The 25637-nt window shown below is 46.5% G+C and carries 24 protein-coding genes; 15 read left to right on the forward strand and 9 right to left on the reverse strand.

Annotated elements, in window-relative coordinates:
* Positions 1-75 precede the first annotated feature (75 nt).
* A complete protein-coding gene (locus tag NBH15_RS08825) occupies positions 76-1179 on the reverse strand; it encodes a sialidase family protein (protein ID WP_007658805.1) in 1104 nt (367 codons plus the stop codon).
* A 188-nt stretch (positions 1180-1367) separates the two neighbouring features.
* Here NBH15_RS08825 and NBH15_RS08830 point away from each other — a divergent pair, with 188 nt between their 5' ends.
* The gene (locus NBH15_RS08830; RefSeq protein WP_010802480.1) at positions 1368-1886 is read left to right on the forward strand and encodes an HdeD family acid-resistance protein; all 519 of its coding nucleotides are present in this window, start codon (positions 1368-1370) and stop codon (positions 1884-1886) included.
* A gap of 6 nt (positions 1887-1892) precedes the next feature.
* Here NBH15_RS08830 and NBH15_RS08835 read toward each other — a convergent pair whose 3' ends face one another.
* Positions 1893-2795, reverse strand: coding sequence for a helix-turn-helix domain-containing protein (locus NBH15_RS08835; RefSeq protein WP_010802479.1), 903 nt, complete (start codon positions 2793-2795; stop codon positions 1893-1895).
* Positions 2796-3031: 236 nt separating this feature from the next.
* Between NBH15_RS08835 and NBH15_RS08840 the strand changes: the two genes are divergently transcribed.
* From NBH15_RS08840 to NBH15_RS08895, 12 genes are all read left to right on the forward strand, one after another.
* Positions 3032-3649, forward strand: a complete 618-nt coding sequence (locus NBH15_RS08840; RefSeq protein ID WP_250822488.1) for a TetR/AcrR family transcriptional regulator — start codon at positions 3032-3034, stop codon at positions 3647-3649.
* Positions 3650-3681: 32 nt separating this feature from the next.
* Positions 3682-5091: a TolC family protein gene (locus tag NBH15_RS08845; RefSeq protein WP_044214748.1), complete on the forward strand. Its 1410-nt coding sequence runs from the start codon at positions 3682-3684 to the stop codon at positions 5089-5091.
* Positions 5092-5130: 39 nt separating this feature from the next.
* Positions 5131-6153: an efflux RND transporter periplasmic adaptor subunit gene (locus tag NBH15_RS08850; RefSeq protein WP_010802478.1), complete on the forward strand. Its 1023-nt coding sequence runs from the start codon at positions 5131-5133 to the stop codon at positions 6151-6153.
* 13 nt (positions 6154-6166) lie between these two features.
* Positions 6167-9292 carry an efflux RND transporter permease subunit gene (locus NBH15_RS08855; RefSeq protein WP_244050899.1) on the forward strand — a complete coding sequence of 1042 codons (3126 nt, stop codon included), beginning with the start codon at positions 6167-6169 and terminating at the stop codon, positions 9290-9292.
* A 125-nt stretch (positions 9293-9417) separates the two neighbouring features.
* Positions 9418-9711, forward strand: coding sequence for a PG0541 family transporter-associated protein (locus NBH15_RS08860; protein WP_007658818.1), 294 nt, complete (start codon positions 9418-9420; stop codon positions 9709-9711).
* Positions 9712-9717: 6 nt separating this feature from the next.
* Positions 9718-10275, forward strand: a complete 558-nt coding sequence (locus tag NBH15_RS08865) for an STM3941 family protein (RefSeq protein WP_244050898.1) — start codon at positions 9718-9720, stop codon at positions 10273-10275.
* Between the two features lie 50 nt (positions 10276-10325).
* Positions 10326-11051, forward strand: a complete 726-nt coding sequence (locus NBH15_RS08870; protein WP_122327372.1) for a DUF1295 domain-containing protein — start codon at positions 10326-10328, stop codon at positions 11049-11051.
* A 64-nt stretch (positions 11052-11115) separates the two neighbouring features.
* The gene (locus NBH15_RS08875; protein WP_128135323.1) at positions 11116-12342 is read left to right on the forward strand and encodes an NADH:flavin oxidoreductase; all 1227 of its coding nucleotides are present in this window, start codon (positions 11116-11118) and stop codon (positions 12340-12342) included.
* Positions 12342-13229 (forward strand): SDR family oxidoreductase, encoded by an 888-nt coding sequence (locus NBH15_RS08880; RefSeq protein WP_250822489.1) that lies wholly within the window; start codon positions 12342-12344, stop codon positions 13227-13229. The genes NBH15_RS08875 and NBH15_RS08880 overlap by 1 nt, the downstream gene beginning before the upstream one ends.
* Before the next feature lie 95 nt (positions 13230-13324).
* A complete protein-coding gene (locus NBH15_RS08885; protein ID WP_250822490.1) occupies positions 13325-13915 on the forward strand; it encodes a 50S ribosomal protein L25/general stress protein Ctc in 591 nt (196 codons plus the stop codon).
* 120 nt (positions 13916-14035) lie between these two features.
* Entirely contained in the window at positions 14036-14599 is a 564-nt protein-coding gene (pth, locus tag NBH15_RS08890; RefSeq protein ID WP_128135320.1) for an aminoacyl-tRNA hydrolase, read from the forward strand.
* Between the two features lie 2 nt (positions 14600-14601).
* The gene (locus NBH15_RS08895) at positions 14602-15036 is read left to right on the forward strand and encodes an RNA-binding S4 domain-containing protein (RefSeq protein ID WP_128135319.1); all 435 of its coding nucleotides are present in this window, start codon (positions 14602-14604) and stop codon (positions 15034-15036) included.
* A 340-nt stretch (positions 15037-15376) separates the two neighbouring features.
* Here NBH15_RS08895 and NBH15_RS08900 read toward each other — a convergent pair whose 3' ends face one another.
* From NBH15_RS08900 to NBH15_RS08910, 3 genes are all read right to left on the reverse strand, one after another.
* On the reverse strand, positions 15377-15850 hold the full coding sequence (locus tag NBH15_RS08900) for a toxin-antitoxin system YwqK family antitoxin (protein WP_250822491.1): 474 nt from the start codon (positions 15848-15850) through the stop codon (positions 15377-15379).
* Positions 15851-15972: 122 nt separating this feature from the next.
* Positions 15973-17607 (reverse strand): beta-helix domain-containing protein, encoded by a 1635-nt coding sequence (locus NBH15_RS08905; RefSeq protein ID WP_250822492.1) that lies wholly within the window; start codon positions 17605-17607, stop codon positions 15973-15975.
* 45 nt (positions 17608-17652) lie between these two features.
* Positions 17653-20448, reverse strand: coding sequence for a TonB-dependent receptor (locus tag NBH15_RS08910; protein WP_250822493.1), 2796 nt, complete (start codon positions 20446-20448; stop codon positions 17653-17655).
* Between the two features lie 225 nt (positions 20449-20673).
* Between NBH15_RS08910 and NBH15_RS08915 the strand changes: the two genes are divergently transcribed.
* Complete coding sequence (locus tag NBH15_RS08915) at positions 20674-21939, forward strand: DUF3843 family protein (RefSeq protein WP_250822494.1); 1266 nt, start codon at positions 20674-20676, stop codon at positions 21937-21939.
* A 415-nt stretch (positions 21940-22354) separates the two neighbouring features.
* On the opposite strand, the gene NBH15_RS08920 is transcribed toward NBH15_RS08915, so the two are convergent.
* Genes NBH15_RS08920 through NBH15_RS08935 form a run of 4 tightly spaced genes read right to left on the reverse strand, consistent with a single transcriptional unit; the run spans position 22355 to position 24792 of the window.
* Positions 22355-23380, reverse strand: coding sequence for a Gfo/Idh/MocA family protein (locus NBH15_RS08920; RefSeq protein ID WP_250822495.1), 1026 nt, complete (start codon positions 23378-23380; stop codon positions 22355-22357).
* Between the two features lie 7 nt (positions 23381-23387).
* Positions 23388-23708: a type II toxin-antitoxin system RelE/ParE family toxin gene (locus NBH15_RS08925; protein ID WP_250822496.1), complete on the reverse strand. Its 321-nt coding sequence runs from the start codon at positions 23706-23708 to the stop codon at positions 23388-23390.
* A complete protein-coding gene (locus NBH15_RS08930) occupies positions 23690-24019 on the reverse strand; it encodes a hypothetical protein (protein ID WP_250822497.1) in 330 nt (109 codons plus the stop codon). The genes NBH15_RS08925 and NBH15_RS08930 overlap by 19 nt, the downstream gene beginning before the upstream one ends.
* Positions 24020-24063: 44 nt before the next feature.
* Positions 24064-24792, reverse strand: a complete 729-nt coding sequence (locus tag NBH15_RS08935; RefSeq protein ID WP_250822498.1) for a 2-phosphosulfolactate phosphatase — start codon at positions 24790-24792, stop codon at positions 24064-24066.
* 236 nt (positions 24793-25028) lie between these two features.
* Between NBH15_RS08935 and NBH15_RS08940 the strand changes: the two genes are divergently transcribed.
* Positions 25029-25619, forward strand: a complete 591-nt coding sequence (locus NBH15_RS08940) for a DUF4251 domain-containing protein (RefSeq protein ID WP_007658846.1) — start codon at positions 25029-25031, stop codon at positions 25617-25619.
* The last annotated feature ends 18 nt before the right edge of the window (positions 25620-25637 follow it).

The following is a 25637-nucleotide window of genomic DNA, read 5'->3' on the forward strand; positions in this document are numbered from 1 at the left end:
GCCTTTTGAGTGATAGAGTCAGGAAAGGGGAGGGTTCAAAATTTTGACACCTCCTCTTTCTTACATCCACTTTTATTACAGTTTCACGTCTGTTTCATCCAATTTGAAACGGACTTCCACAATGGAATGTTTCGCTTTTCCCGGACTCATCTTAATATAAGTAATTGCTATAATAGTCCCGTCCGGTAATATTTCTAACCCCGGATAACCACAGTCCGAACCGGCATAACTATGCAGCAGTTTGATCTTATATTGGCCGGAAGTTCCTTCACGCAAGTCTTTTTCATGTCCTACCCAGGCTACAAAATGACCTTTGGTCGGACTGCCAGGCGCCATATCGCGGAAGACGGCAACCAACCGCCCATCGGGAGCATATTTGATGACATGCCGGTCTCCCGTCAGTCCCCAGGGCGTTTCCTGCAAGGCGCTCCAGGTTTGTCCTTCATCCGTCGATACCATCATTAAAGAGTTTCCGACACGCTTATTTTCACGGGCAATGCAAATCAGACGTTTACCGTCTTCCGAACGGATCACGCAAGGTTCGCAGGGAGCACGGCCTTCCATCTCTCCTACTAAAGTCGATTCCTCCCAGGTCAGACCGCCATCATGGGATATCGATTGCCACAAAGTCAACGGGGGACGGTCCTGGTCATTCAGTCCACGATGGTATAACCCCAGATAATCTCCATTTTTCAATTGGATAATACTGGAAAAAGCCATCACACAGGGTTTACCCAACCTCTTGACCGGACTCCAGCTTTTTCCGCCGTCTTCACTGTAAGTCATAGGCATATCCGGCTGGCCGCAAAAGACAAATAAGCGTTCTTTACCTTTCTTATCCTTCAGGTTGTATATACTCGGACAGTTCCGCATAGTCGACCAGTCCTCGGGAACCGCCTGTTTGGTCCAGGTCAAGCCCGAATCTTTACTGACTGCCAGTAATCCGGCATCACCTCCGTGATCGAAGCTCCATGTACAATAAATCGTTTTATTGTCATCGAGCATCACAGTGGTAGGATGCCCGTTATACAACTCAGGTGTTCCTTCTGAGAGGACGATCTGGCGTCCCCTGTCAGAAGAGATATCCACCCAGGGTAAATTTGGTTTTACCTGCTGTGCCATTACAGGCAATACAGAACCAAGCAATAACGTCTGAAACAATAATAAACCCTTTTTCATCTTCATCTATTTTAGAATTCAATAAATACCAAAAATACATATATTACTACACATTTTCAAATTAGAGATAACTGTATATATATCTTTATTCCCATTTTTTCAGTAATGATAAATATCAATTTATTCCATTCGATAAAGAAAATAACGTATCTTCGTTGTTATATAAAGAAAAACAAAAAAATATCCATATGAAAAGAATCAACAACTCAGTCTTACGCAGTGCGTTTGCCATGATTTTAGGATTTGTACTGGTCTTATGGCCGGAAGCAGCTGTCACCTATCTGGTTATTACTATCGGTATCTGCTTTATTATACCTGGTATATTTTCTCTACTGAATTATTTCACCCGGGAAAAGGTAGAAGGGGAACCCTCCCCCATGTTTCCGATAGACGGAGCCGGAAGCATTTTGTTTGGGGCATGGCTTGTTATCATGCCGGAATTTTTTGTTAATATATTAATGTATATCCTGGGAGCCTTATTAGTAATTGCCGGAGTCCAGCAAATCGCAATGCTTGTTTCAGCCCGCAAATGGAGTATGGTGCCGTTCGGCTTCTATGTAATGCCGGCCCTGATCTTACTGACAGGCATCATGATCATTGCCTATCCGTTCGGGGCCGCCGCTAATACATTTGTGATCTTTGGCGTTGCCAGCATTTTCTATGGTATAATAGAATTAATCAACTGGTATAAATTCCGCCAAAGATGAAAAGAATCAGGATTTGCGGTATTCCATCGGGGAAATACCCATATGCTTCTTAAAGAATTTTCCAAATGTAGACTGATCGGAAAAATGCAGCATATCGGCTACCTGTTGCACGGTCGCCTGCGGGGCTTTCAGTAGGATCTTTGCTTCGACGATCAATGCATCGTCAATCCACTTATTAGCAGATTTTCCGGTCAGTTCCTTTAATATCAAGGACAAATATTGCGGAGTTATAAACAGTTTTTCCGCATAGAATGTAACTACATGCTGCTCTTTGCAATGTTCGAACAACAATTGAAGGAACTGCTCAAACAGTTCCTCCTTTCGGGAAAGGGCAGGCATCAGCAAACCATCCTTCTTTCCCATGAAAATATTAGCTATTTCCAGCAGAAACCCGACAAACGCATTCTGCATTACCTCTTTCTGAAAAAAATGCGTCCGGTTCTTTATTTTACTTCTCAACAATTCTATGTAATTATCTACCAGCTCTGTCTCCTGGGCTTCAAAAGTCGTACATGGATTCTTCCTTAACTGCATATAATTAGCCATCGAAGGACTGCGCTTGGCCGTGTTGCATTCATCCAGAAACTCACGTGAAATAACCAGTAACTTTCCTTTAAATCCTTTGCTGACCTTGTTAAGCTGTATCGTATGCGTCGGCATAATGATAGTAAAACTATTCGCTCCAATAGTATAAGGAACATAGTCGAGGGCTATTTCCGAAGAGCCTTCCAACACCAATACCATCAACAATGCATCCAACCGCATCGGCATCGTATGATCTTGTACATCCTGATCGTCCAATTCGCTGTGTCCGTCAATATCTGCGATCAAAAAAATATCCTGGAAGCTGTCGCGGATGATGATACCTTTATTCAATTCCGCAAACTTTATTAAAGGAAGATTCTCCATAATTTTATATTTTACTCATCATTATAGTCACCACAAAGATAAGTATTGTTTATAATTCCACAAGAGATATGTTTCATTTTTTACCAATATAGACATCTTCTCCACCTAAAAGACTTTGTTTTTTAAAAGCATCTTTCGTTTCAGACCAATCCTGTAACAGAATAAACCTTTTGAGTTTTCTAAAATAGACAGACCTTTGTCACCGAGCATAGTACAGATGATTCAAAAAAATATATATGACAAAGGAACAAGTAATGACGACGGCATTGGATATGTTCTCACAATACGGAATAAAAAGTGTGAGCATGGACGATATTGCCCGGAATACAGGTATTTCAAAGCGAACGATTTATGAATTCTTCGAAGATAAGGAGACTTTATTGCAGGAAGCGATAAAGTACCACAACAACACTATGCGGAAAATACTTAGTGAACTGGAAAAAGGACCGTTTACGGCTCTTGACGTTTTCGTCCTTTTTTACGAAGAATTCATGAAACATCCCCGCTGGTATATCAAAAGATATTACGATGATCTGAAACGCTATCCCAAAGCAGTGGAACAGGCAGAAAAAGACAAAGCCGATTTTACAACAAGATGCATCAAGCTCCTGAACCGCGGCGGAAAAGAGGGTGTTTTCCAGAAAGACCTGAATATCGAGATATTGGCTTTGCTGGCAAAAGAACAACTGAAAATGATCCAACCGTCAAAAGCGTTTGTAAACCATTCGGTGACAGAAGTATTCCAGACGATACTGTTTACTTTTCTCCGGGGTATCTGCACAGAGAAAGGTATGGTGATTTTAGAGCGTTACGCCTTGAAACATTCGTACGATATGTTGTCAAGAAAGGAATAATACAGAATTATATTCAAATCAAATCTATTTAAATGGAACGAGTATTTATTAGCAAAAAGAGGATGTGGATGGTTGTGATGTTGCTACCTTCTCTATTCTTTTCCACCGTCAAAGCACAGGAAGTCCTGACGCTCGACCTGGAAAAAGCACTGGAGATTGCGCTGAGTGAAAACCCGACCGTGAAAGTCGCAGACAAGGAAATCGAAAAGAAAAAGTATGCACAGAAAGGTTCCTATGCTGCTCTGTTCCCTCAGGTCAGTTTTACAGCTGACTACACCAGGACATTGAAAAAACAGGTAATGTATATGGACGGTTTCGATATGGGCAGTGGTGAAGGTTCAGGAGAAACAGGAGGAGCCGGAGGATCAGCCGGTATGGAAAGTATCGATATGAGCAAAGGTATCGAAGTGGGCCGTGATAACAACTGGACTACCGGTTTCAACGCATCCATGCCGCTTGTGAACGCAACATTATGGAAAAGCCTCAGCATCTCAGCATTAGATGTGGAATTATCTATCGAACAGGCACGATCTTCCAAAATATCTATGGTAAATCAGGTTAAGAAGAGCTTCTATGCCGTGTTACTGGCAAACGATTCTTACCGGGTTTTCAAGGAAAGCTACGATAATGCCATGGAAAACTACCTGGATATTAAGAAGAAGTATGAACAGGGAACAGTGGCCGAATATGACCTGATTCGTGCAGACGTTACAGTCAAGAACAGCGAACCGAATATGCTTCAGGCTGAAAACTCGCTGGTACTGGCCAAGTGGCAGTTGAAAGCTCTTATGGGAATGGACCTGGAGCAGGAGATCGATTGTACAGGGCAATTAGCCGATTTCGAATCGGTCCTTTTTGCCGATTATATAGCAACAGACACGACACTGACTGCCAACTCTGATTTGAAACAGATCGATCTGCAAGCACAACAATTGAAGAAAACATTGCTCATGCAGAAATTCGATTATCTGCCGACGTTATCACTGACAGGCATGTATCAGTGGAATGCCATGAACAACGATTTCAAATTTAAGAATTACAACTGGACTCCCTATTCGATCATAGGGGTATCGCTTTCAATTCCGATCTTCTCCGGAGGTAGTAAATATCATACTATCAAACAGACGCAAGTATCTATCCACCAAATGGATCTGCAACGAGAAGACACGAAACGCAATCTGCAATTGGCTGTAAAACAGTATCTGGATAACATGAAAACCTGTGTAAAACAATTCGATGCCGCCCAAAAGGGAGTCGAACAAGCCAACAGAGGCTATAAGATTGCCCAGAAACGTTACGACACCGGCGGCGGTACATTGCTTGAAATGAATGATGCAGAACTGGCGCTGACACAAGCGAAATTGAATCTTAACCAGTCCATCTACAATTATATGGTTGCCAAATCGGATATGGAAAAAGTCTTAGGTCAAGAAACGTATTAAGAAACAAGTATGAGTACAAAAATAAAAACAGTTTACAATATGAAAACACGTGAAATGCTGAAAGTTATCCCACTTATTACATTAGCCCTGCTGATGTCATGTTCGGGTGAAAAGAAGGACGCAGCGACAGATACCCATGATGAAAAAGTAAAAGTGAAGATAGAGCAGGTATCCTCTCAGGATGTAGACCAGATAGCAGATTTTACTGCAACAGTAGAGGCCAATATAAAGAATAATATCGCACCTCAGTCGCCGGTTCGTATTGCGAAGCTGTTTGCCGAAGTTGGCGATCATGTAAAAGAGGGTCAGGTACTTGTCAAAATGGACGAAACAAACCTGCAACAGGCAAAGATCCAACTGGACAACCAGGAAATCGAGTTCAACCGTATCGACGAACTTTATAAAGTAGGCGGTGCCTCCAAATCGGCCTGGGATGCCCAGAAAACTCAGTTGGACGTAAGCCGTGCCAGCTATAAGAACTTGCAGGAGAACACACAGCTGTTAAGCCCGATCAGCGGTATCATCACTGCCCGTAATTATGACAGCGGCGATATGTACAGCGGTGGAGAACCGATCTATACGGTTGAACAAATCCGTCCGGTCAAACTATTTGTAAACGTATCCGAAAGCTATTTTACAGATGTAAAAAAAGGAAACGAAGTGGACATCAAACTCGATGTATACGGTGACGAAGTATTCAAAGGCAAAGTAAGCCTGGTCTATCCGACCATCGACGCTTCAACCCGCACCTTCCCTGTTGAGATCAAGATTGTCAACACTGATGAGCGCGTCCGCCCGGGAATGTTCGCCCGTGCAACCATGAACTTCGGTACACTCAACCACGTTGTTGCTCCGGATCAGGCGATTGTTAAACAATCCGGATCAGGCGACCGCTACATCTATGTGTACAAAAACGGAAAAGTATCCTATCAAAAGGTAGAATTGGGACGTCGTATGGGTAACAAATACGAAATCGTATCAGGCGTAGAAAACGGAGACCACGTGGTAATTACCGGTCAGAACCGTTTGACTAATGGAATGGAAGTTGAAATTGACAAGTAAGAAATAAAAGTATATGAGCTTATATGCAACAGCGGTAAAAAAACCGGTGACCACCGCCCTCGTGTTTGTGGCTGTGGTGATCATGGGTCTTTTTTCCTTAACCCGATTATCTGTCGACCTGTTCCCGGAGATTGAAACCAACATGATCATGGTCATGACGGCCTATCCCGGTGCCAGTGCCAGTGATATTGAAATGAACGTCTCCAAACCGTTGGAGAACGTACTGAATAGCGTGAGTGACCTGAAACATATCACTTCGCAATCCAGAGAAAACATCTCTATCGTAACTCTCGAATTCGAATACGGGACCGATATAGACGTGGCAACCAACGACGTTCGCGACAAGTTGGACGTCGTGGAGTCGTCCCTTCCCGATGATGTGGAAAATCCTATCATCTTCAAGTTCGGTACCGACGACATTCCTATCCTGTTGCTATCCGTGACAGCGGAGGAAAGTACCAACGCCCTTTACAAGATTCTGGATGATAAAGTATCCAACCCGCTGGCCCGTATCAGCGGCGTAGGTGCCGTATCCATCTCAGGAGCCCCGGTCCGTGAAGTGCAAGTGTATTGCGATCCTTACAAGTTGGAAGCCTATGGCCTGACAATCGAAGGGATTTCAAATATCATCGCACAGGAAAACCGGAATACCCCGGGCGGTAGCATCGATATCGGTTCGAATACCTACACACTGCGTGTACAGGGTGAATTCACCGATGCCCGCCAGATGCTCGACCTCGTAGTAGGAAGCAGCAACGGCAGGAACGTTTATCTGCGCGACGTAGCAGACGTAAAAGACTACGTGGAAGAACGTGCACAGGAAACCTTCAACAACGGCGGCCGCGGTGGTATGATCGTTATCCAGAAACAGTCGGGCGCCAACTCGGTGAACATCGCCAAAAAGGTACACGATAAGTTACCCGAAATACAGGCCAGCCTGCCTTCTGACGTAAAATTAGGTGTGATCGTGGATACATCCACCAACATTTTGAACACGATCGACAGTTTGAAAGAAACGATCATGATCACCTTCATTGTCGTAATGTTCGTGGTATTCATCTTCCTCGGACGCTGGAGAGCTACGTTCATCATTATCCTGACAATCCCGATTTCTCTGATAGCCGCCTTCGCTTATCTGCTGGCTTCAGGAAATACGCTGAATATTATCTCGCTGAGTTCGCTTTCTATCGCCATCGGTATGGTAGTGGATGATGCGATCGTTGTATTAGAAAACGTAACGACCCATATCGAGCGGGGTAGCAAGCCGAAGCAGGCCGCCGTACATGCGACCAACGAGGTAGCCATCTCCGTAATCGCTTCTACGCTGACCATGTTGGCCGTATTCCTGCCGTTGACGATGGTAACCGGTATGGCGGGTATCCTGTTCAAACAGTTGGGTTGGATCGTTAGTATCATTATGATCGTATCGACAGTAGGCGCTTTGACGCTGACTCCGATGCTTTGTTCGCAGCTGCTGCGCCTCGATCCGAAGAAAGGCCGTCTATACGTACTGTTCTTCACGCCGATCGAGAAAGCATTGAATGCGCTCGATGTAGCTTACGCACGATTCCTGAGCTGGGCTGTACGCCATCGTAAAACAGTCATCTTCGGTGCCATACTGATATTCGTAGGAAGCATGATGCTGGTTCCGACCGTCAAAACGGAGTTTTTCCCGACACAGGACAACGGCCGCGTCGGTATCACGATCGAACTGCCGATCGGTACCCGTCAGGAAATCACTCGCGACCTGGCCTTGCGCATCGATAAACAGTTCCGCGAGAAGTACCCGGAAATAGATGTATTGAACTTCAGTGAAGGACAAGCCGATACCGACAATACCTTCGCACAACTTAGCGACAACGGTTCGCACATCATCGAAATGAATGTCGGGTTAAGCAGCGTGGGAGACCGCGAACGCGGATTGATCGAAATTTGCGACCTGATGCGTAAAGACCTGGCTCAATATTCGGAAATCAAGGAATATAAAGTACTGGCCGGTGGTTCTTCCGGCGGTGCAGGTGGCGAAACGACCGTCGATGTGGAAATCTATGGTTTCGACTTCGAAAAGACCGACATCGTAGCTGCCGAACTGGCCCGCCGCCTCGAAACCTTGAAGGGTTGCTCGCAGGTGAACGTCAGCCGTAAAGATTATATCCCGGAATACCAGGTAGACTTCGACCGCGAAAAGCTGGCGATGAACGGCCTGAATGTAACTACAGCCTCCACGTATCTTCGTAACCGTATCAACGGCTCCACCGCTTCAAAATATCGTGAAGATGGCGACGAATATGATATAAAGGTACGTTATGCCCCGGAATTCCGCCAGTCGGTAGAAGATATCGAAAATATCATAATCTACAACAGTGCCGGACAAGGCGTTCGTATCCGCGACGTGGGTAAAGTTGTAGAACGTATGACCCCGCCGACTATCGAACGTAAGAACCGCGAACGTATCATTACCGTTTCGGCTGTTGTTGCCCAGGGTGCCGCATTGAGTGACCTGGTAGAACAAACCCGTGCCGAACTGAAAAAGATGGATATTCCGTCTGAAATAAACTGGCAGTTGGGTGGTACTTTCGAAGACCAGCAGGATACTTTCGCCGATCTGGGTATACTGATGGTATTGATCATCATCCTCGTATTCATCGTGATGGCTGCCCAGTTCGAGTCGCTGACCGACCCGTTTGTGATTATGTTTTCTATCCCGTTCGCCTTTACCGGGGTTGTCCTGGGATTGTCTATCACACAAACGCCGCTGGGTGTAATGGCATTGATCGGTGTGATCATGTTGATGGGTATCGTGGTAAAGAACGGTATCGTACTGATCGACTACACGATCCTCTGCCGCGAACGTGGAATGAGTATCCTGACAGCAGCTGTTACAGCCGGTAAATCCCGTCTCCGTCCGGTATTGATGACCACACTGACCACTGTGCTGGGTATGATCCCGATGGCGGTCGGTACAGGTGAAGGTTCCGAAATGTGGCGTTCGATGGGTATGACGGTTGCCTGGGGGCTTGCCGTTTCGACCCTGATCACGCTGGTAATCGTGCCGGTTGTCTATTGTACATTTGCCGGGAACGGGGTGAAACGCCGCCGTCGCAAGATCGCTAAACTGAACCAGCTGGAACAATTATAAAACAGACAAACCGGGAAGTGGGACTTCCCAGTACCAGGAAGAAGGTATTCCCAGCATTGGGAACGATCTCTTCCCAGTACCGGGAACCACCCGCTCCCGGATATAACATTAAAATATAAAGAATAATGAAAGCTATATTCATATCATTCAATCAGGCCTATTACGAAATGATCCTCAGTATCATGGACCGTAATAATATCCGCGGTTTCACCTACTGGGAAGAAGTGCAGGGACGTGGCAGCAAGAACGGCGAGCCCCATTACGGGAGCCACGCCTGGCCTACCCTCAACTCTGCCATACTGGCAATGGTCCCGGACGAAAAGGTAGACCCTTTCCTAGACCTGCTGCATAAGATGGATTTACAGACGGAAGCTCAGGGGTTACGTGCATTCGTATGGAATATCGAGAAATCAATTTGATAAGGTATGGAAACACCTTCTGTAACCACATTCAAATTGAGCAGGCATAAAAAGAGAGGACTGTTTCTGACTACAGTCCTCTCTGCCCTGATCGGTACCGGAGCCTTGTACGCGGCCGACGGACTCCAATACGGTGAAGGCCGTTTTGTTTTCATCGCTATCGGAGTATTCGCGTTGCTCACCACTTTCTTCTGTTTCATCAGTTATTCCTTTCTGACCCGGGAAAGTTTCAAAGCCATCTATATATCTGAAGAAGGAATTAACGACATATCTACCGGTAACCGGATCGGAACAATTTTATGGAAAGATGTTGATAGTATCAAAATAATGGACGATATTAGCAACCTGAAACGTAAATATATCGTACTGAAGGTCAGGAACCCGAACGAATATATTGACAGGGAGCCCACACGTAGTAAGAAGCGTTCACTGGAACTGCGGCTTCAATACTACGGATCACCTATTTGTATTTCCAGCCGTGCGTTGGATTGCACTTTTGAGGAATTAAAACAGGCCGTATTCGACAGATACGACCTCTATAAAGCCTCACACAAAGAGGCATAGTATATTAAAAAGAAATGACACAGGAAGATTTTTCAATATTACTTATCATAATGGCGGTCATCGCCGCCATTGTTTTTGTTACCCTTTATTTCGTAGAAGCCGGCTACGGCATGTTATTCAACAAAAAATGGGGCGTGCCTATCCCCAACAAAATAGCCTGGGTATGTATGGAAGCCCCGGTCTTCATCGTAATGCTCGTCCTGTGGGCAGGATCGGAACGGCAATTCGAAACAGTCCCCCTACTCTTTTTCCTGTTCTTTGAACTGCATTATTTCCAACGGGCCTTCATCTTTCCACTGCTTATCAAAGGAAAAAGCAAGATGCCCGCCGGTATTATGACGATGGGAATCGTATTCAACCTGCTGAATGGTTATATACAAGGAATGTGGATATTCTACCTCTCCCCCGAAAATATGTATTCTATCCAATGGCTGACTACACCGCAGTTCATCACCGGAACAATCCTGTTCTTTGCCGGCATGTGGATCAACTGGCAATCGGATTACATCGTCCGCCATCTCCGCAAGCCGGGCGACACCAACCATTATCTGCCCAAAGGAGGTATGTTCAACTACGTTACTTCCGCCAACTATTTCGGCGAACTGGTAGAATGGTGTGGTTTCGCCATCCTGACCTGGAGTGCCAGCGGCGCCCTGTTTGCCTGGTGGACATTCGCCAACCTCGTTCCCCGTGCCAATACGATCTGGCATAAATATAAAGCCATGTTCGGGAAAGAAGTCGGCAGCCGGAAACGGATCATCCCATTCATTTACTGATTATCTTTGCATACTGATTATATAACTATACAACGAACAGATCATTGAAAACAGACTAAACATTATGAACAAAGAATCTGTACTATTTACTCCGGCCACTATCGGCCCGCTAACACTCAGGAACCGTACGATACGGGCGGCAGCATTCGAAAGCATGTGCCCCGGCAACGCCCCGTCGGAAATGCTTTACAACTACCATACCTCCGTTGCTGCCGGAGGTATAGGTATGACAACCCTTGCTTATGCAGCCGTCACACAAAGCGGACTTTCCTTCGAGCGCCAGCTGTGGCTTCGACCGGAAATCATTCCCGGCATCAAAAAGATAACGGATGCCATCCATAAAGAAGGAGCAGCAGCCTCCATACAGATCGGACATTGCGGGAATATGTCCCATAAAAATATTTGCGGATGCACACCGATATCCGCTTCAACCGGATTCAACCTTTACTCGCCCACTTTTGTCAGGGGGATGAAACAATCCGAGATCATGGCCATGTCGAAAGCCTTCGGACAGGCTGTCCACCTGGCACGCGAAGCCGGAATGGATGCCGTAGAAGTACATGCCGGACACGGTTACCTGATCAGCCAGTTCCTTTCCCCTTACACCAACCACCGGAAAGACGAGTATGGCGGAAGCCTCGAAAACCGCATGCGTTTCATGAAAATGTGCATGGAAGAGGTTATGAAAGCAGCCGGTTCGGATATGGCAGTCCTGGTTAAAATGAATATGCGCGACGGTTTTAAAGGAGGGATGGAACTGGATGAAACACTGGAAGTTGCACGCACATTGCAAGACGAATGCGGAGTACATGCACTCATCCTCAGTGGCGGATTTGTCAGCCGTGCCCCCATGTACGTGATGCGCGGAGCTATGCCTATCCGCACGATGACCCATTATATGCCTTTCGGATGGTTGCCTATAGGGGTCAGGATGGCTGGCCGCATGATGATACCGACCGAACCGTTCAAGGAGGCTTATTTTCTCGAAGACGCGCTGAAATTCCGTGCTACCCTGAAAATGCCCCTTGTTTATGTGGGTGGACTCATCTCCCGCGAAAAGATCGACGAAGTACTCGGTCATGGCTTCGAATTCGTCAGTATGGCACGCGCCCTGCTAAACGATCCGGCTTTCGTCAACCATATGAAAGAGAACGAACAGGCACGCTGCGACTGCGGACACAGCAACTACTGCATCGCCCGTATGTATTCGCTTGAAATGGCCTGCCACAAACATATGCAGAATCTACCGAAAAGTATTATCAAAGAAATAGAAGAACTGGAATATAAATAATGGAAAAAGGAATAGCCATTATCACCGGTGCAGACGGCGGAATGGGCCGGGAAATAACGCTGGCACTCGCAAAAGAGGGCTTTCAGATCATCATGGCCTGTAAAGAACCGGATAAAGCCCGTACTGTCTGCGATAAGATCAAAAAAGAAAGCGGGAACGGGCAGATCGAAATACGACAGATAGACTTATCCTCACTGGCTTCGGTACGCTCATTTGCCGATAAACTATTAGCAGAGGGGCGCCCCGTCAGCCGGCTCATGAACAACGCAGGAGTCCTGACAACAAATATCCGCCAGACAGCGGACGGCCTAGAAACGATCGTAAGTGTTAATTACGTAGGTCCTTACCTCCTTACCCGCCTGCTTCTTCCCCTGATGCAGCGGGGAAGCCGTATCGTTAATACCGTATCGTGCACATATGCCATCGGACGGATAGAATCCGACTTTTTCAGCAAAGGGAAAAACGGACGCTTCTCACGGATACCGGTATATGGAAATACGAAACTGGCCCTTTTACTCTTTACACGCGAGTTGGCGGAAAGAGTAAAAGAAAAAGGTATCACCGTCAATGCTGCCGACCCGGGAATTGTCAGTACCAATATGATCACGATGCATGCCTGGTTCGACCCGCTGACAGACATCCTGTTCCGCCCGTTCATCAAAACAGCGGCACAGGGAGCTGCTACTGCCATCTACCTGGCGCAATCGCCGGAAGTAGACGGTAAAAGCGGAGGCTGCTACGCCAACTGCAAAGAGAAAAAGCTCCCGGAACGCATACTCCGCCACCCTCTGCAACGCCGACTTTGGGACGATACGGAAGCCCTGCTTCTCTCCCGTAACCTGCTGAACAGAAAAAATATCCCGGAGACAGTTGGAACGTATGAATAAAAAAATTACCTTTGCACCGCTTTTAACCCCCCGTACGTGTGATGGGAAATTAGGAAGCATAAAAACTAATTTTGAGTAACACAAAAATTAAGAAAATGAAAACATTTCAATTAGAAGGAAAAGGCAGAGAAGTAGCAGCTACTTCAGCCGATCAGAAAAGAGCTTTGAAAGCTATGCGTAAAAATCAGGAAATCCCTGCTGTATTATACGGTGGTGAAAAAGTAACTCACTTCACAGTAAATGTTGAAGGTGTACGCAAGCTGGTTTATACTCCGGAAATTTTCGCTGTAGAACTGAACATCGACGGCAAAAAGACAATGGCTATCGTTAAAGATATCCAGTTCCAGCCGGTAACCGACGCTATCATGCACATGGACTTCATGGAAGTATCAGACAGCAAACCGGTAGCAATGGAAGTTCCTGTTGTATTGGAAGGTCACGCCGAAGGTGTTAAAGCCGGTGGTAAGCTGACATTGCGTATGAGAAAACTGAGAGTAAAAGCTATCTACACTCAGATCCCTGAAAAACTGACTATCAACGTTGATCACCTGGGCTTAGGTAAATCTATGCAGGTGGGTACTTTACACTTCGAAGGTCTGGAACTGATGAATGCAAAGAACGCTGTTGTTTGCGCCGTTCAGTTGACTCGTGCCGCTCGTGGTGCTCAGGCTACTGCGGGTAAGTAATCTGATAAAGAGAATACCAAATAACGTGAGGGAGGAATGTTCAGGAGAATGTTCTTCCCTTTCTTATATTATACAATTTACGGATACGCCCGAACGTATCCTTGTAAAAATAGAATAACAATGAAATATCTGATAACCGGACTTGGCAATATAGGCCCTGAATATTGGGGAACACGTCACAATATCGGTTTTCGTGTCGTAAACGCATTGGCCGAAGATGCCGGAGCACCGTTCACGGAAGAACGTTACGGGGCGGTTTCACGGATGCGGGTAAAGAACTGTGAACTGATCCTGCTCAAACCGAACACTTTTATGAATCTGAGCGGAAACGCTGTCCGTTACTGGCTGCAGAAAGAAAACATTCCCGTGGAAAATCTGTTAGTGATAGTAGATGACCTGGCATTGCCTTTCGGCACTCTACGTCTGAAACCTAAAGGCAGCGATGCCGGGCATAACGGACTGAAGAATATACAGCAACTCCTGGGCACACAGGAATATTGCCGTTTACGGTTCGGCATAGGAAACGACTTTCCCCGTGGCGGACAGATTGACTATGTATTGGGTAAATTTCCTTCCGAAGAGTTGGAATTGATGCCCGAAAAGCTGAAACGCGCAGTAGAGATTATCAAGAGTTTTTGTCTGGCAGGTGTACAGATCACCATGAACCAGTTTAATAACAAATAAGTATGAACGAAGTACGAATAGATAAATGGATGTGGGCAGTCCGCATCTTCAAATCCCGGACCATCGCAGTCGAAGCCTGCAAGAAGAACCGGGTGATGATCGGAGGCGTAAATGTAAAAGCATCGCGTATGATAAAGGTCGGTGATGTTATACAGGTCCGTAAACCGCCTATCACCTTTTCCTTTAAGGTGCTGGCATTAACGGAACGCCGCATGGGAGCCAAACTGGTTCCCGATTATATGGAAAATGTAACGACTCCGGATCAATACGAAATTCTTGAAATGAACCGTATCTCCGGTTTCGTAGACCGTGCACGCGGTCTGGGCCGTCCCACCAAGAAAGATCGCCGCGAACTGGAACAGTTCACCGATCCGGGCATGGCCGGAGATGGGTTCGATTTTGAATTCGATTTCGGATCGGAAGGTGATGATGAATAATGTTCAGTTATTGTCAGATGTGAATGTAGCGTCGTTGGTAGGGGCGGTTCGCGAACCGCCTTTACGGTGTCAATATAAGCCTGTAAGGCTTTAACAAACCAGCCCAGGGTTCTAACCCTGGGTTTATGAAAACCCGCTCCTCCCTTTCCGCCCTGTAGGGGCGGCACAAGATAAATATCAGCCCTTTCAATCTTGTCGCACCCCTACAGGGTGCCTCAGAAAGAGAAAAATTCAAGGGAACCCAGGGTTAGAACCCTGGGCTAGTTTGTTACAGGCCTACAGCCTGAAGGCACTGTCACTAATTGGCTCATCCTATAATTTACAGATAGCTCAATTATTTCTAACTGTGTTTCTCTTCCGTCAACAAAACACCTTCATCATTCCATGTCCGCCAAATGCCGCTTTTCTTGCCGCGGGTATAGAACATTTCAAAACGCATGACGCCTTTATCATTCCAGATGCGCCAGGGACCATCTTTCTCGCCATCTTTATAAGTGGCCAGGCCAATCAGTTGTCCGGCTTCGTTGTAAGTACGCCACTCTCCATGAAAGATGCCATGATAATAAGAGCGGACCTCGGCTATTTTTCCATCCGGATAATAGATCACATAGGTACCTTCGGGGCGCCCGTCTTTGAGGTAAAGCTCCATCTTCAACATGCCGTCATCGTAGAATTCGGTATAACGGCCGGTATACGGGGTTGTCTGTGTTTCATCCGTATAATACTGTCCCTCGCTGAGAACCAGGTCCTGCGCCTGTATAGTGAGAGAACTTCCGGCGATTAATGCAGATGCCAATAATAATTTCCTATTCATTTATTGTCGCTATTGTAGATTCTTATATATATCCTATAATATAAAAAGGCAAAGGGCGCCGGAACATGTAACCATCTCCCGGGCCCCGAACCATTATTCAAAAACTTGAGTAAGAAACAGAATCAATATACAGTATTCTGCGGATCCCAGTTTGTCCAACCTTCCGTCCAGTCGTTTGTTCCGTCGAAAGCACCTTTGTAAGTTACCTTTTCAAAGAAGCTATCGGCCAATTTAGAAAAGTCAGCACCTTTCACTGCATCCGCTACGACAGAAGAATAGTCACCGTCTTTCGCAATGATCTGCCGGGTATTTTCCAGAACCGTATTATTACCGGCACGGTTGAAGAAGTTCTCGCTCACCTTTTCGTCTTCGTAGAAGTTCTTCCACATACCGGCAAAGATCACATTTTCGATAACGATACCATCGTTAGCCTGCCCTTTCTTGTCTGTTGCACGCAGACCATAAGGCCATCCCGTAAAGACTGAGTTATATACATTCAGGCTTGAATTACGACGCAGGTGCATGGCAGCCTGGTATTTTCCGCCCTTGGCTCCGTTGGCTGCATCGGCAGTCTTGGCTTCCACTTCCGCCTGTGTCATATCAAATACCTTACCATAGAACGGGCCGATCAGGGTTACATTAGAGAATACCGGCTTGGTAAACGGCGTATTGGTAGAACCGTCACCGTCATTATCAGACTCAAAACCATTGGAATCGGAAGTATCGGCAATATCTTTATCACGTACGCTCAACAGGAACTGTAGTTTACCTGTATAACCGAAGTCTGTATCGAAATCATCATCCCACCCCTTATAAGCAATCAGGTGTTTCGCATTCACCGTACCACCGAACCATTCGTAAGAATCATCATTCGAATAAGATACCTGAACAAATTCCACTTCCGTACCGCTACCTACGCCTCCAAATGTCAACCCGTTGATTTCCTTATCCGGCTCCAATGGATAACCGGCAAATTCGATACGTACATATTTCAGCTTACCGGAACTTTCGCCGTTAAATTCATCAGAAGTCGTATTGCCATAATGTGTGCCGGGGCCTCCTTCAATAGTCGGCTGGTTCGTACGGTTTACGCGGGCATTACCACAAATAATCAAACCACCCCAGTCACCGGTTACACGTTTGCCCGGTTCCTTGTCGGAAGTAAAGACGATCGGTTTGTCTACCGTACCCTCAGCGATGATCTTGGCACCCGGTTCGATAATCAGGGAAGCCGCTCTCTCACCCGGAGCAACGGAAATACCTTTGATAACGGAACCTGCCTCGATAGTCAACGTTGCGCCGCTCTTGACATAAACGAAACCTTTCAGGAAGTTCTTGTTGGCAGCAGAGATGGTACGATCGGCAGTGATATTCCCTTCCAGCGTATCTTCTAGCACCTCCGGCGCATCTTCAGATACGGTTACGGTGCAAGTTGCCGTCTTATCTCCACTCTTCGTCGTTGCAGTAATAGTCGCGGAACCTTCGGCCACACCGGTTACCTTACCGCCATCCACGGTAGCCACCTTTTCATCGGAAGAACTCCATGTAATTGTTTTATCTGTCGCATCCTCCGGAGTGACAGTGGCAGACAATGTGACTGTCGCACCCGGTTTAACTGCGGCTATCGTAGGATTTACAGCAACAGCAGAAACGGCTATAGTACCCTCTTTTTCGTCATCATCACTACAAGATACAGTTCCAAACATCACGGCCAGTGCAAACACAGAGGCCAAACCTTTTAATAGAAATCTGTTCATAATAAAAACATTTTGTTTGTAATAAGAATTATAGTCAATTAATCATTAGAACTTTAAGGAAACACCCACATTGATATCCACTCCCGGACGATAGCTGCGGATCAGCTGTTCACGTTCGCGCTTCCCCACGTTTTCATCCGTCAGCTTCACAAATTGTTTGTATTCCACTTTCGAATTAAGCAGGTCCTGTACACCCGCCTTGATCTCCACGAACTTGCCGATCTTCTTCGAGAATGTCAGGTCCAGCGAGTTGCGGGGCATCTCGTATATATCGGGAATATCTTCACTTTCGTTCTGCATCGGGACACCGACCGACTCGATACGCTTCCCGATCCGGTTGTAAAGCAGTGAGGCAGAGATTCCCTTGTCGTCATGCTGATAGAACAATCCGGTGTTCACCAGGTAAGGAGATTGTCCGGCCAGCGGACGGTCGCGCTCGGTCGCGCCATCCTCGAAACGTACCCGGCTATAGATATAAGCGGCGTTGCAAACCAGGCTCAGTCCTCTTAACCCGATAAAGTCGAGGTTTTTCCGGATATCCAGCTCCACACCGAAAGCATCGGCGTTCTTCGCATTATGATAGGTATATTGCAGGCCCGATCCCGCCTCGTTGTATGTCTCTTCGATCGGGTCTTTGAAACGTTTGTAGAACCCGCCCAGCGTAATCATCTCGCCGGTGGCCGGATAAAACTCGTACCGCAAATCCAGATTGTCGGCATAGGCGTTCTTCAGGTCGACGTTACCTACGATATTGGCATCGCGCTCCAGATTGAAGTAAACGTAAGGCACTACCTCCCGGAACTCCGGCCGGTTGACGGACCGTCCGTAAGCCGCGCGTATCAAATGTTTCTCCGTCAGATTATAAGAGACATTGACCGAAGGGAAGAAATCGGTCGCATCGTTATCCAGATGTACCGGCTCGGTACCGTCGGAAGAATACCCGTCCATCACCAGGTTGTAATATTCCATGCGAACCCCGACCACGGCATTCAGCTTCTCGCCATAGTTCAACTTTGCCGAAACGTAGGCGGCACCCAATTTACTGTTCGAAGTATAAGAATCGTTATTCTTCGTTACCTCGCGCATCCAGATACGGTCGGCAGAGATGTTATCGTCCGAGAATATCCCGGTATAATCCCAATCGGCATAACGGTCATAGCCCGTACCCAGCAGGTTGTAACCAAAGCGACGAGCATCGAACGTACGGTCTTTATATTCTCCGTAGATACCACCGTTGAATACGGGAGCAAACATATCAGACACTGCGAACTTATGTTCGTAATTTGCCGCCAGCGATGCACTGTGATCTTTCAGGTCCTGATAGTAACGCATCGGATCGGATACATAATAGTTCGGCTGCTCCTTCTTATTCTCATCCAGGATAGAGTTTACGATCTTGCGGTCGGGCTCCCGGTAAGAGGCGAAGGCATAGCCGGCCGTCCAGTCTACCTTGTCGATATTCTCCCGCAAGGTATGCGTACCGCTCAACTGGCCGGAATAGGTCGTACGTCCGGTATAAAGCGATTCCCATTTGCGGATATCCTTATCGGAATAGTAGTTGGTCCCCTCCCGTTGCGTCAGGGCGGAAACACCGCGTTGGCTGAAGAAGTTACGAAATTCGTACTTATTGCCACCCTTCATGAACGACCAGTTGAAGAGGGCACCCAGCTTGGAAGTATTCCGGTAGCGAATGTCATTGTATTCGAAACGGGGACGGGAGACGTCGTTCGCCACATCATAGGTGATATAGTTGTTGTTCACCGTTTCCGAATAGTCATATTCCGTACTCCAGTTCACGTTGGTGATATTTCCGATTTTCCAGTCGCCGATGTCGAAGGTGCGGTGAGAGGTAAGCGAGATCTTCTGGTCGGGAATGGCCTTGAATGTATTGATCCCCCAGCGCTGGTTGATCTGCCGGGTGAAAGCGGCCGCCTCTTCTGTCGAATGCTCTCCCAGATGGGCAGGAAAAGAAGCAGGCAGGCTCCGGGCAGCGACTCCGAATCCGAAATAATCTTTCCAGCTTCCTTCTGTCAGCCGGAAGTCACGGAAGGTCGCATTCGTATTAAAACCCATTTGATAAGAAACTGCAAAGGTATTCCCCTCCGGGATATTCTTCGTCATCACCTGCACGAAGCCACCTGAAAAATCGGCAGGAACCTCGGCCGACGGACTTTTATAAACCATCATATTATCGATCAGCGAAGAAGGCAGCACATCAAAAGAGAAAGCCCGGCTGTCCGTCTCGCTCGAAGGCGTCGTGGCATTGTTCAGCCAGACATTGTTATAACGCTGCGCCAGGCCGCGCACCACGATAAACCGGTCGTCCACAATCGTGATACCGGGGATGCGGCGAAGTACCTCGGCTGCATCGCTGTCCTGCGTCTTACTGATCTGCTGGGAGGAAATACCGCTCACGACCGGCAGACTTTTCCGTACCGTATTGATAACAGCCGTCTCTGTTCCCAGTTTACGTTGGGCAACGACCACCACATTCTGCAACTGAAGGTCGGCATCCGAAAGCTCGATACGCAACACCGCCTCCTGACGGGCGACGACTTTGACCTCTTTGATCGTTTGTGAATTATAAGAGACATAGGAAGCTACCACATTATATACACCCGGCTTTATGTTCTCGATACGGAAATTACCGTCCACGTCAGCAATCGCGCCGACAGAGGTTCCTTCGATCGTTACAGTCGCACCGATCAGCGCTTCTTTGAATTTGGCGTCGGTCACCGTCCCGCAAATCACTCCGGTCTGCGCCCCGGCCGCCCATGAGAGAAAACAGCCAACCAACAGGCCCAGCAGTTTCTTTATCGTCCTAACTTTTACAGTACTCATTCTTTAATACTTGTTACATCTTTGAATTATTCGAGAGCAAAAGTAAAGAGAGGATATTTCAGGGTTATTTAGATTTTGTCACATTGTATGACAAGGTGGTTACATTCCGGATACAGGGTACAGACCAGAAACTTTTAGACCAGACAGAAAAATAATACAACAATCTACATGTAAACTTATTTTACTACATTTGCATCTTCATTATTCTAAACAGATAAACAATATATGAAGAACACTAAAATCTATCCGAAAGACTGGCTGCAACTGCATCCCTATAAACAATCAGGTCCGACCGACCTTTATTATACCCGCATTGCCAATCAGATACATGAAATGATGGAACAGACCGACCTGGCGAACTCGTTCGAAAAGGAAGATGTCATCCAGATCAGCATGCGTATGGCGGCTTATTTCGAGGACGTGATATCCGGGCTGAACATATGGCGTGCATTCATCACGGAATATAAGAAACAGACAGGCAACTATCTCCCTTTCTATACCGTCAGCGACCATTATTACGACGACGAGGCAAACTACGAAGACGTCCGTTTCCTGCTCTGGCACTATACCCAGCAGTACCACGGTGCCAAGAAAGGCACCTTCGTCAACCCCGATAACCCAGCCAACGAAGAGACGGCCCGCCTCATCTACCAACTGTTTTGCAAGGAATGGACTACCGCTCCCGAAAACACAAAGATGCAGGCTCTTTTCGCCCCGGAAACATCATACGAGGACCCGGAGAAACAGGCCGAACTGCTCCACTGGTTCCACTACAACTCTTACCTGCTGACCGACTCTAACGTCGACCTGAGCGAAACGGTAAAGGAATACTGGCGCCAGAACCCGGACGAACGGCAGAACACACAGGCTGTCATGGTTATCTACGACTCGCTGGCTCATATCAGCCGGACGCCTCTCCTGGCCTACACGTCACCGAAATGGCTCTCGCTTATCATACCGGAAACGCATCCGGACTATGCCGCCTTCGCCGATAAAGCGGAAAAAGCAGAATCTTTTGTCGACCCCGCCATCAAGGAACGGGAAGAAAGTAACAAGGCTGTCTACGATAAATTCACTGAAATTGCGGACGGCAAGTTATTATTCTATATGAAGAGCAAGCAGGAATTCATCGACTTCACCACCCAGCAACTGAAACTGGAGGAAAGCGAATATACTCCGCTGGCCGATTGCATTGAATTCAACGAGTTTGCCGTATATGCTTCTCCCCGTGAAGGCCTCCAATTACTGGTAGACGGCATCGAATTCATCAAAGACGAACAAAACCCGTTCTACGACGAGAAAAAGGCTTCCGACCAGGGATTATCTTTCTTCATCGTCAAACATTGCAGCAAAGACCTGCTAAAAGCCCTCGAAGAACGCGGCATGCTCGCCGATGCCCAAACCAAGAGCCTGCTCAGCCCCGAACGCGGAAAAGATATCATTCATGGGAATTGGGAATTCCTGGCGAAGTATTTTATCAGAGAGGTTTAAAAGGATAGTGGCAATTATAGAAAAAATTGAATCATCTGTTTATTGACTGGTTGTAACTGGCTCCCCTCTTGAGAGGGGGTAGGGGGTGTGTTAAAGCCAGTCAATAAAACAAGCCTTGTTACAGGTTTATTTGCCGTCTGCTTCAGCTGACGGATTAGTCAAGGGGTTATCTCATTGGACTTTAGTCCCATTTCTTACAGGTTTCTATCTAGGAGAAATGTGGCTGAAGCCAAAAGAGAGAAACAACTTGTAAACCGTCAGCTGAAGCAAACGGCAAATGAACCTGTAATAGTCAAGTGACTCTGATTTTGGTGGTTGTATGGCGGGGATATGACACACCCCCTCCCCCTCTCCAGAGGGGAGCCAGGTACAACCAGTTGCTATAAAAGATAGCTCAAATCTAATAAAATCCGAATCACCTATCAGCCGGATAAACAACCCCCAACTGCCGGCGTATCTCGTCAATAATCTCCAATGTTATCAATGAATTATCATGGCTGTTAATAGCCGATTCGCGTTTACCGGCAAGAACCAGGTCTATAAATTCGGCCACCTCATAGTAGTATTCGTCCTTATCCGTCACCGCGCTGATATCCTGCGGCTCAGGAATGGCACTCTTGCCCGCCGCTGCGGCAATCCGGGGCAGATAAGTCACCTTGCTAATAATATTCACCCGGTCCAGAATGATGTTTCCTTCTTCCCCTTGTATCTCTGTCGGCAATGACGAGTTAGCTATCTTCGAATAAAGGATAGTCGCATTCATTCCTTTATACTGGAAGTTCACGGCCCCTTGTCCGTCTGCCCCCGAAGAAAGCACGACACCTGTCGCCTCCACCTTCTCCGGCCGCCCGAACAGGACTACCATCGGATAAAGCGTATAGATACCGATATCCATCATTGCCCCATTCGAGAGTTCCGGCTTAAAAGCATTCAGCACAATCCCTTCCTTAAACTTGTCATACCGCGACGAATACTGGCAATAGCAGGAGAAATAACGCCGTATCGTCCCCAGCCGGTGCAGATTCTCACGTACGGCACGGAAGTTTGGAGTCAGCGTCGGTTTCATCGCCTCCATCAGCGTCACATTGTATTTCCGGGAAGCCTCAATCATCTCCCTCACCTCCCGTGCATTCGAAGCAAACGGCTTCTCACATAACACATGCTTGCCATGCTTCATGCAAAGAATACTCTGCGGAGCATGCAAGAAATTAGGAGAAGCAATATACACCGCATCTATCAACGGACTTTGCGCCATCTCCTCCAAAGAAGTAAATGTATAGGGAATCTGATGCCTGGCAGCAAATGCATCTGCCGTCTCCTGTGTCCGCGAATAGACGGCAATCAGTTCAAAACGTTCGTCCTGCCGTGCCCCGGCAATCACCCAATCTGTTATAAAGTTCGTTCCTACTACCCCGAAACGTATTTTATTTATTATAGCCATTTCTATGTTATCTTTCCAATACTTGTTTTAATCGTAAAGTATCTTGTCTGCAATCCCATACAGCATGAATCTCAATCAGACACTCTTTAACTGTGTAAACTAACTTATAATGTCCGTTTACTACCAAAGAGCGAAAACATTCCGGCATATCTGCCAATAAAGGTTCAACCGGACCAGCCTGAGGAAATGTATAGAATATATCTGCTGACTTTACTAATGTTATATATAGCTCATAAGCTGCTTTTTCGTTCTTTTCAGCAAGAAAGGCACAATGATCGTCAATATGTCCTACAGCCTTGGGCAACCACTTTATTCGGATTTCATCCATGATGGCTTCCTGTTAAGCATTTCTTCTTGTGATATACCTAGTCCCATACTGGATTGCTCCACCGACACTTTCAGTTCATCCTTTAACTCTTCTACAGTAAACTGAATAGGTGAACCTGATCCTTCCTTCAATATATGAGAAAGGCTGTCTATCGCTTTATGCAATAAAGCTGGAGTATCAATATTCATTAATAATCCAATAGCTTCTACCTTCAATGCGTTCATATCATAACCATACGCCAAGGATGGTTCATTTAAACGTTGTTGATGTTGTTGCTCATCATCCGGATGAGAATAAGGTTTTACCGGCATAATCTTTTTATTTAGTAATCTACAAATATAATAAATCTATCTGTTTAAATCGTCATCACCTTCTTCAATACCAAAGTCTCCCCTTCTATCACCAACTCCGGTACAACGACGACACTGTCCGGTGTCAGGCAAAAAGGCACGGCATCTTCCAGATGATTGGCTTTCAGGCGAGCCATATGGTCGGTCGGAGCAAGATAAGCGATCAGGTTCTTTTTATTATTCGTCCACATGTCGCGGGCAATGACTGCGGCATCCGTAGCCGGGCGGTATTTACCGGTTTTGGCAAGCACTTCTACCAAAGCCCCACCGAACAAAGTATCTTCTATATTCACCTTGTCCTGCCAGCCGGAACATAAAACAACGACATCGCGTCCATGAAACAGACAATAGTCCGCAACCGCCTGTAAATTAACAAAGGCCCCTGTAATAACACGATAAGCAGACTTCGCTATGGTGATAGCCCGGGTACCATTGGTCGTCGTAAAAATCACATCCTTGCCGGCTACTTTCTCCGGCGTATAGTCGAACGGTGAATTTCCGAAGTCGGCAAAATCACATCGTTTCACATTACGTTCGGCACCGACCAGCCAGCCTTTTGCCTTATATTCCTGAGCTTCCTCCACCGTCGCTACCGGGCGGATACTGCGAACGCCATTCTTGAAAGCCGCCGCCATCGTTGTCGTTGCCCGGAACACATCCACTACTACGACAATTGCTTCCGGGTTATGATATACCGGATACAGGGCCGGCGAAAAACATACATCGATCTTCATATCTTCTCGTTTTAATCATCTGATATTACCCGCAAATGTACAGGATAATTCGCTGAATACCTAGTCTGGTTACCCCGCAACTACCTATTATATAAAAGATTCTATAATAAAAATGAGGATTAACCAAATTAGCATGATAAAATGTTATAGTATCTACAATCATCTATTTGTTAGGAACCTTTTTTACTCATGCTTGTTCTTTTACTACATTTTGAAAACGTTTTAAACTAAATCGTATGAAAAGAATTGTATCTTTTATCGTCGTTTTCACTCTTGTAATGGGGGGAATGACACATGTACAGGCTCAGAGTAAAGCCGTAGAAAAAGCAGAGAAAAAGTTAGAAAGAGAAGCTAAGAAAGAAGCAAGAGAAGCGAAGGATGCTATCATGGACGAACAGGAATTCAACACTGCCATGCAAGCTATCACCAACCAGTCTTTTGTATTGGAAGCCAACTCCGTACAACCAATGAACGGACAGGTTTACTATGTAAACTCAAACACAAACTTCGTCTCTTTGAATGATGGCCAGGCAATGGTACAGATCGCATCCAACTCTCCGTACCCAGGTCCTAACGGATTAGGTGGTGTTACCGTACAGGGAAGCGCATCCAACATCCAGACCAAACAGGACAAAAACGGTAACGTTTACCTGTCAATGAGTGTCCAGGGTGTTTTCATCTCTGCCACTGTAAACCTGGTATTGATGAACGGAAGCAACAAAGCAACAGTTACCGTAGACCCGAACTTCTCAGGAAGAGACCTGACAATGACAGGAACATTAGTTTCATATGCCCAGTCAAACATTTTCCAGGGAACGACCTATTAATTTAGCATCAACATTAAA

Origin of the sequence: Parabacteroides caeci (assembly GCF_023656795.1) — a bacterium.
GTDB lineage: Bacteria > Bacteroidota > Bacteroidia > Bacteroidales > Tannerellaceae > Parabacteroides > Parabacteroides segnis.

Bases quoted from the DNA above. Each gene is read 5' to 3' on its own strand.
- NBH15_RS08825 (WP_007658805.1), bottom strand. From the start codon at position 1,179: ATGAAAAAGGGTTTATTATTGTTTCAGACGTTATTGCTTGGTTCTGTA.
- NBH15_RS08830 (WP_010802480.1), top strand. From the start codon at position 1,368: ATGAAAAGAATCAACAACTCAGTCTTACGCAGTGCGTTTGCCATGATT.
- NBH15_RS08835 (WP_010802479.1), bottom strand. From the start codon at position 2,795: ATGGAGAATCTTCCTTTAATAAAGTTTGCGGAATTGAATAAAGGTATC.
- NBH15_RS08840 (WP_250822488.1), top strand. From the start codon at position 3,032: ATGACAAAGGAACAAGTAATGACGACGGCATTGGATATGTTCTCACAA.
- NBH15_RS08845 (WP_044214748.1), top strand. From the start codon at position 3,682: ATGGAACGAGTATTTATTAGCAAAAAGAGGATGTGGATGGTTGTGATG.
- NBH15_RS08850 (WP_010802478.1), top strand. From the start codon at position 5,131: ATGAAAACACGTGAAATGCTGAAAGTTATCCCACTTATTACATTAGCC.
- NBH15_RS08855 (WP_244050899.1), top strand. From the start codon at position 6,167: ATGAGCTTATATGCAACAGCGGTAAAAAAACCGGTGACCACCGCCCTC.
- NBH15_RS08860 (WP_007658818.1), top strand. From the start codon at position 9,418: ATGAAAGCTATATTCATATCATTCAATCAGGCCTATTACGAAATGATC.
- NBH15_RS08865 (WP_244050898.1), top strand. From the start codon at position 9,718: ATGGAAACACCTTCTGTAACCACATTCAAATTGAGCAGGCATAAAAAG.
- NBH15_RS08870 (WP_122327372.1), top strand. From the start codon at position 10,326: ATGGCGGTCATCGCCGCCATTGTTTTTGTTACCCTTTATTTCGTAGAA.
- NBH15_RS08875 (WP_128135323.1), top strand. From the start codon at position 11,116: ATGAACAAAGAATCTGTACTATTTACTCCGGCCACTATCGGCCCGCTA.
- NBH15_RS08880 (WP_250822489.1), top strand. From the start codon at position 12,342: ATGGAAAAAGGAATAGCCATTATCACCGGTGCAGACGGCGGAATGGGC.
- NBH15_RS08885 (WP_250822490.1), top strand. From the start codon at position 13,325: ATGAAAACATTTCAATTAGAAGGAAAAGGCAGAGAAGTAGCAGCTACT.
- pth (WP_128135320.1), top strand. From the start codon at position 14,036: ATGAAATATCTGATAACCGGACTTGGCAATATAGGCCCTGAATATTGG.
- NBH15_RS08895 (WP_128135319.1), top strand. From the start codon at position 14,602: ATGAACGAAGTACGAATAGATAAATGGATGTGGGCAGTCCGCATCTTC.
- NBH15_RS08900 (WP_250822491.1), bottom strand. From the start codon at position 15,850: ATGAATAGGAAATTATTATTGGCATCTGCATTAATCGCCGGAAGTTCT.
- NBH15_RS08905 (WP_250822492.1), bottom strand. From the start codon at position 17,607: ATGAACAGATTTCTATTAAAAGGTTTGGCCTCTGTGTTTGCACTGGCC.
- NBH15_RS08910 (WP_250822493.1), bottom strand. From the start codon at position 20,448: ATGAGTACTGTAAAAGTTAGGACGATAAAGAAACTGCTGGGCCTGTTG.
- NBH15_RS08915 (WP_250822494.1), top strand. From the start codon at position 20,674: ATGAAGAACACTAAAATCTATCCGAAAGACTGGCTGCAACTGCATCCC.
- NBH15_RS08920 (WP_250822495.1), bottom strand. From the start codon at position 23,380: ATGGCTATAATAAATAAAATACGTTTCGGGGTAGTAGGAACGAACTTT.
- NBH15_RS08925 (WP_250822496.1), bottom strand. From the start codon at position 23,708: ATGGATGAAATCCGAATAAAGTGGTTGCCCAAGGCTGTAGGACATATT.
- NBH15_RS08930 (WP_250822497.1), bottom strand. From the start codon at position 24,019: ATGCCGGTAAAACCTTATTCTCATCCGGATGATGAGCAACAACATCAA.
- NBH15_RS08935 (WP_250822498.1), bottom strand. From the start codon at position 24,792: ATGAAGATCGATGTATGTTTTTCGCCGGCCCTGTATCCGGTATATCAT.
- NBH15_RS08940 (WP_007658846.1), top strand. From the start codon at position 25,029: ATGAAAAGAATTGTATCTTTTATCGTCGTTTTCACTCTTGTAATGGGG.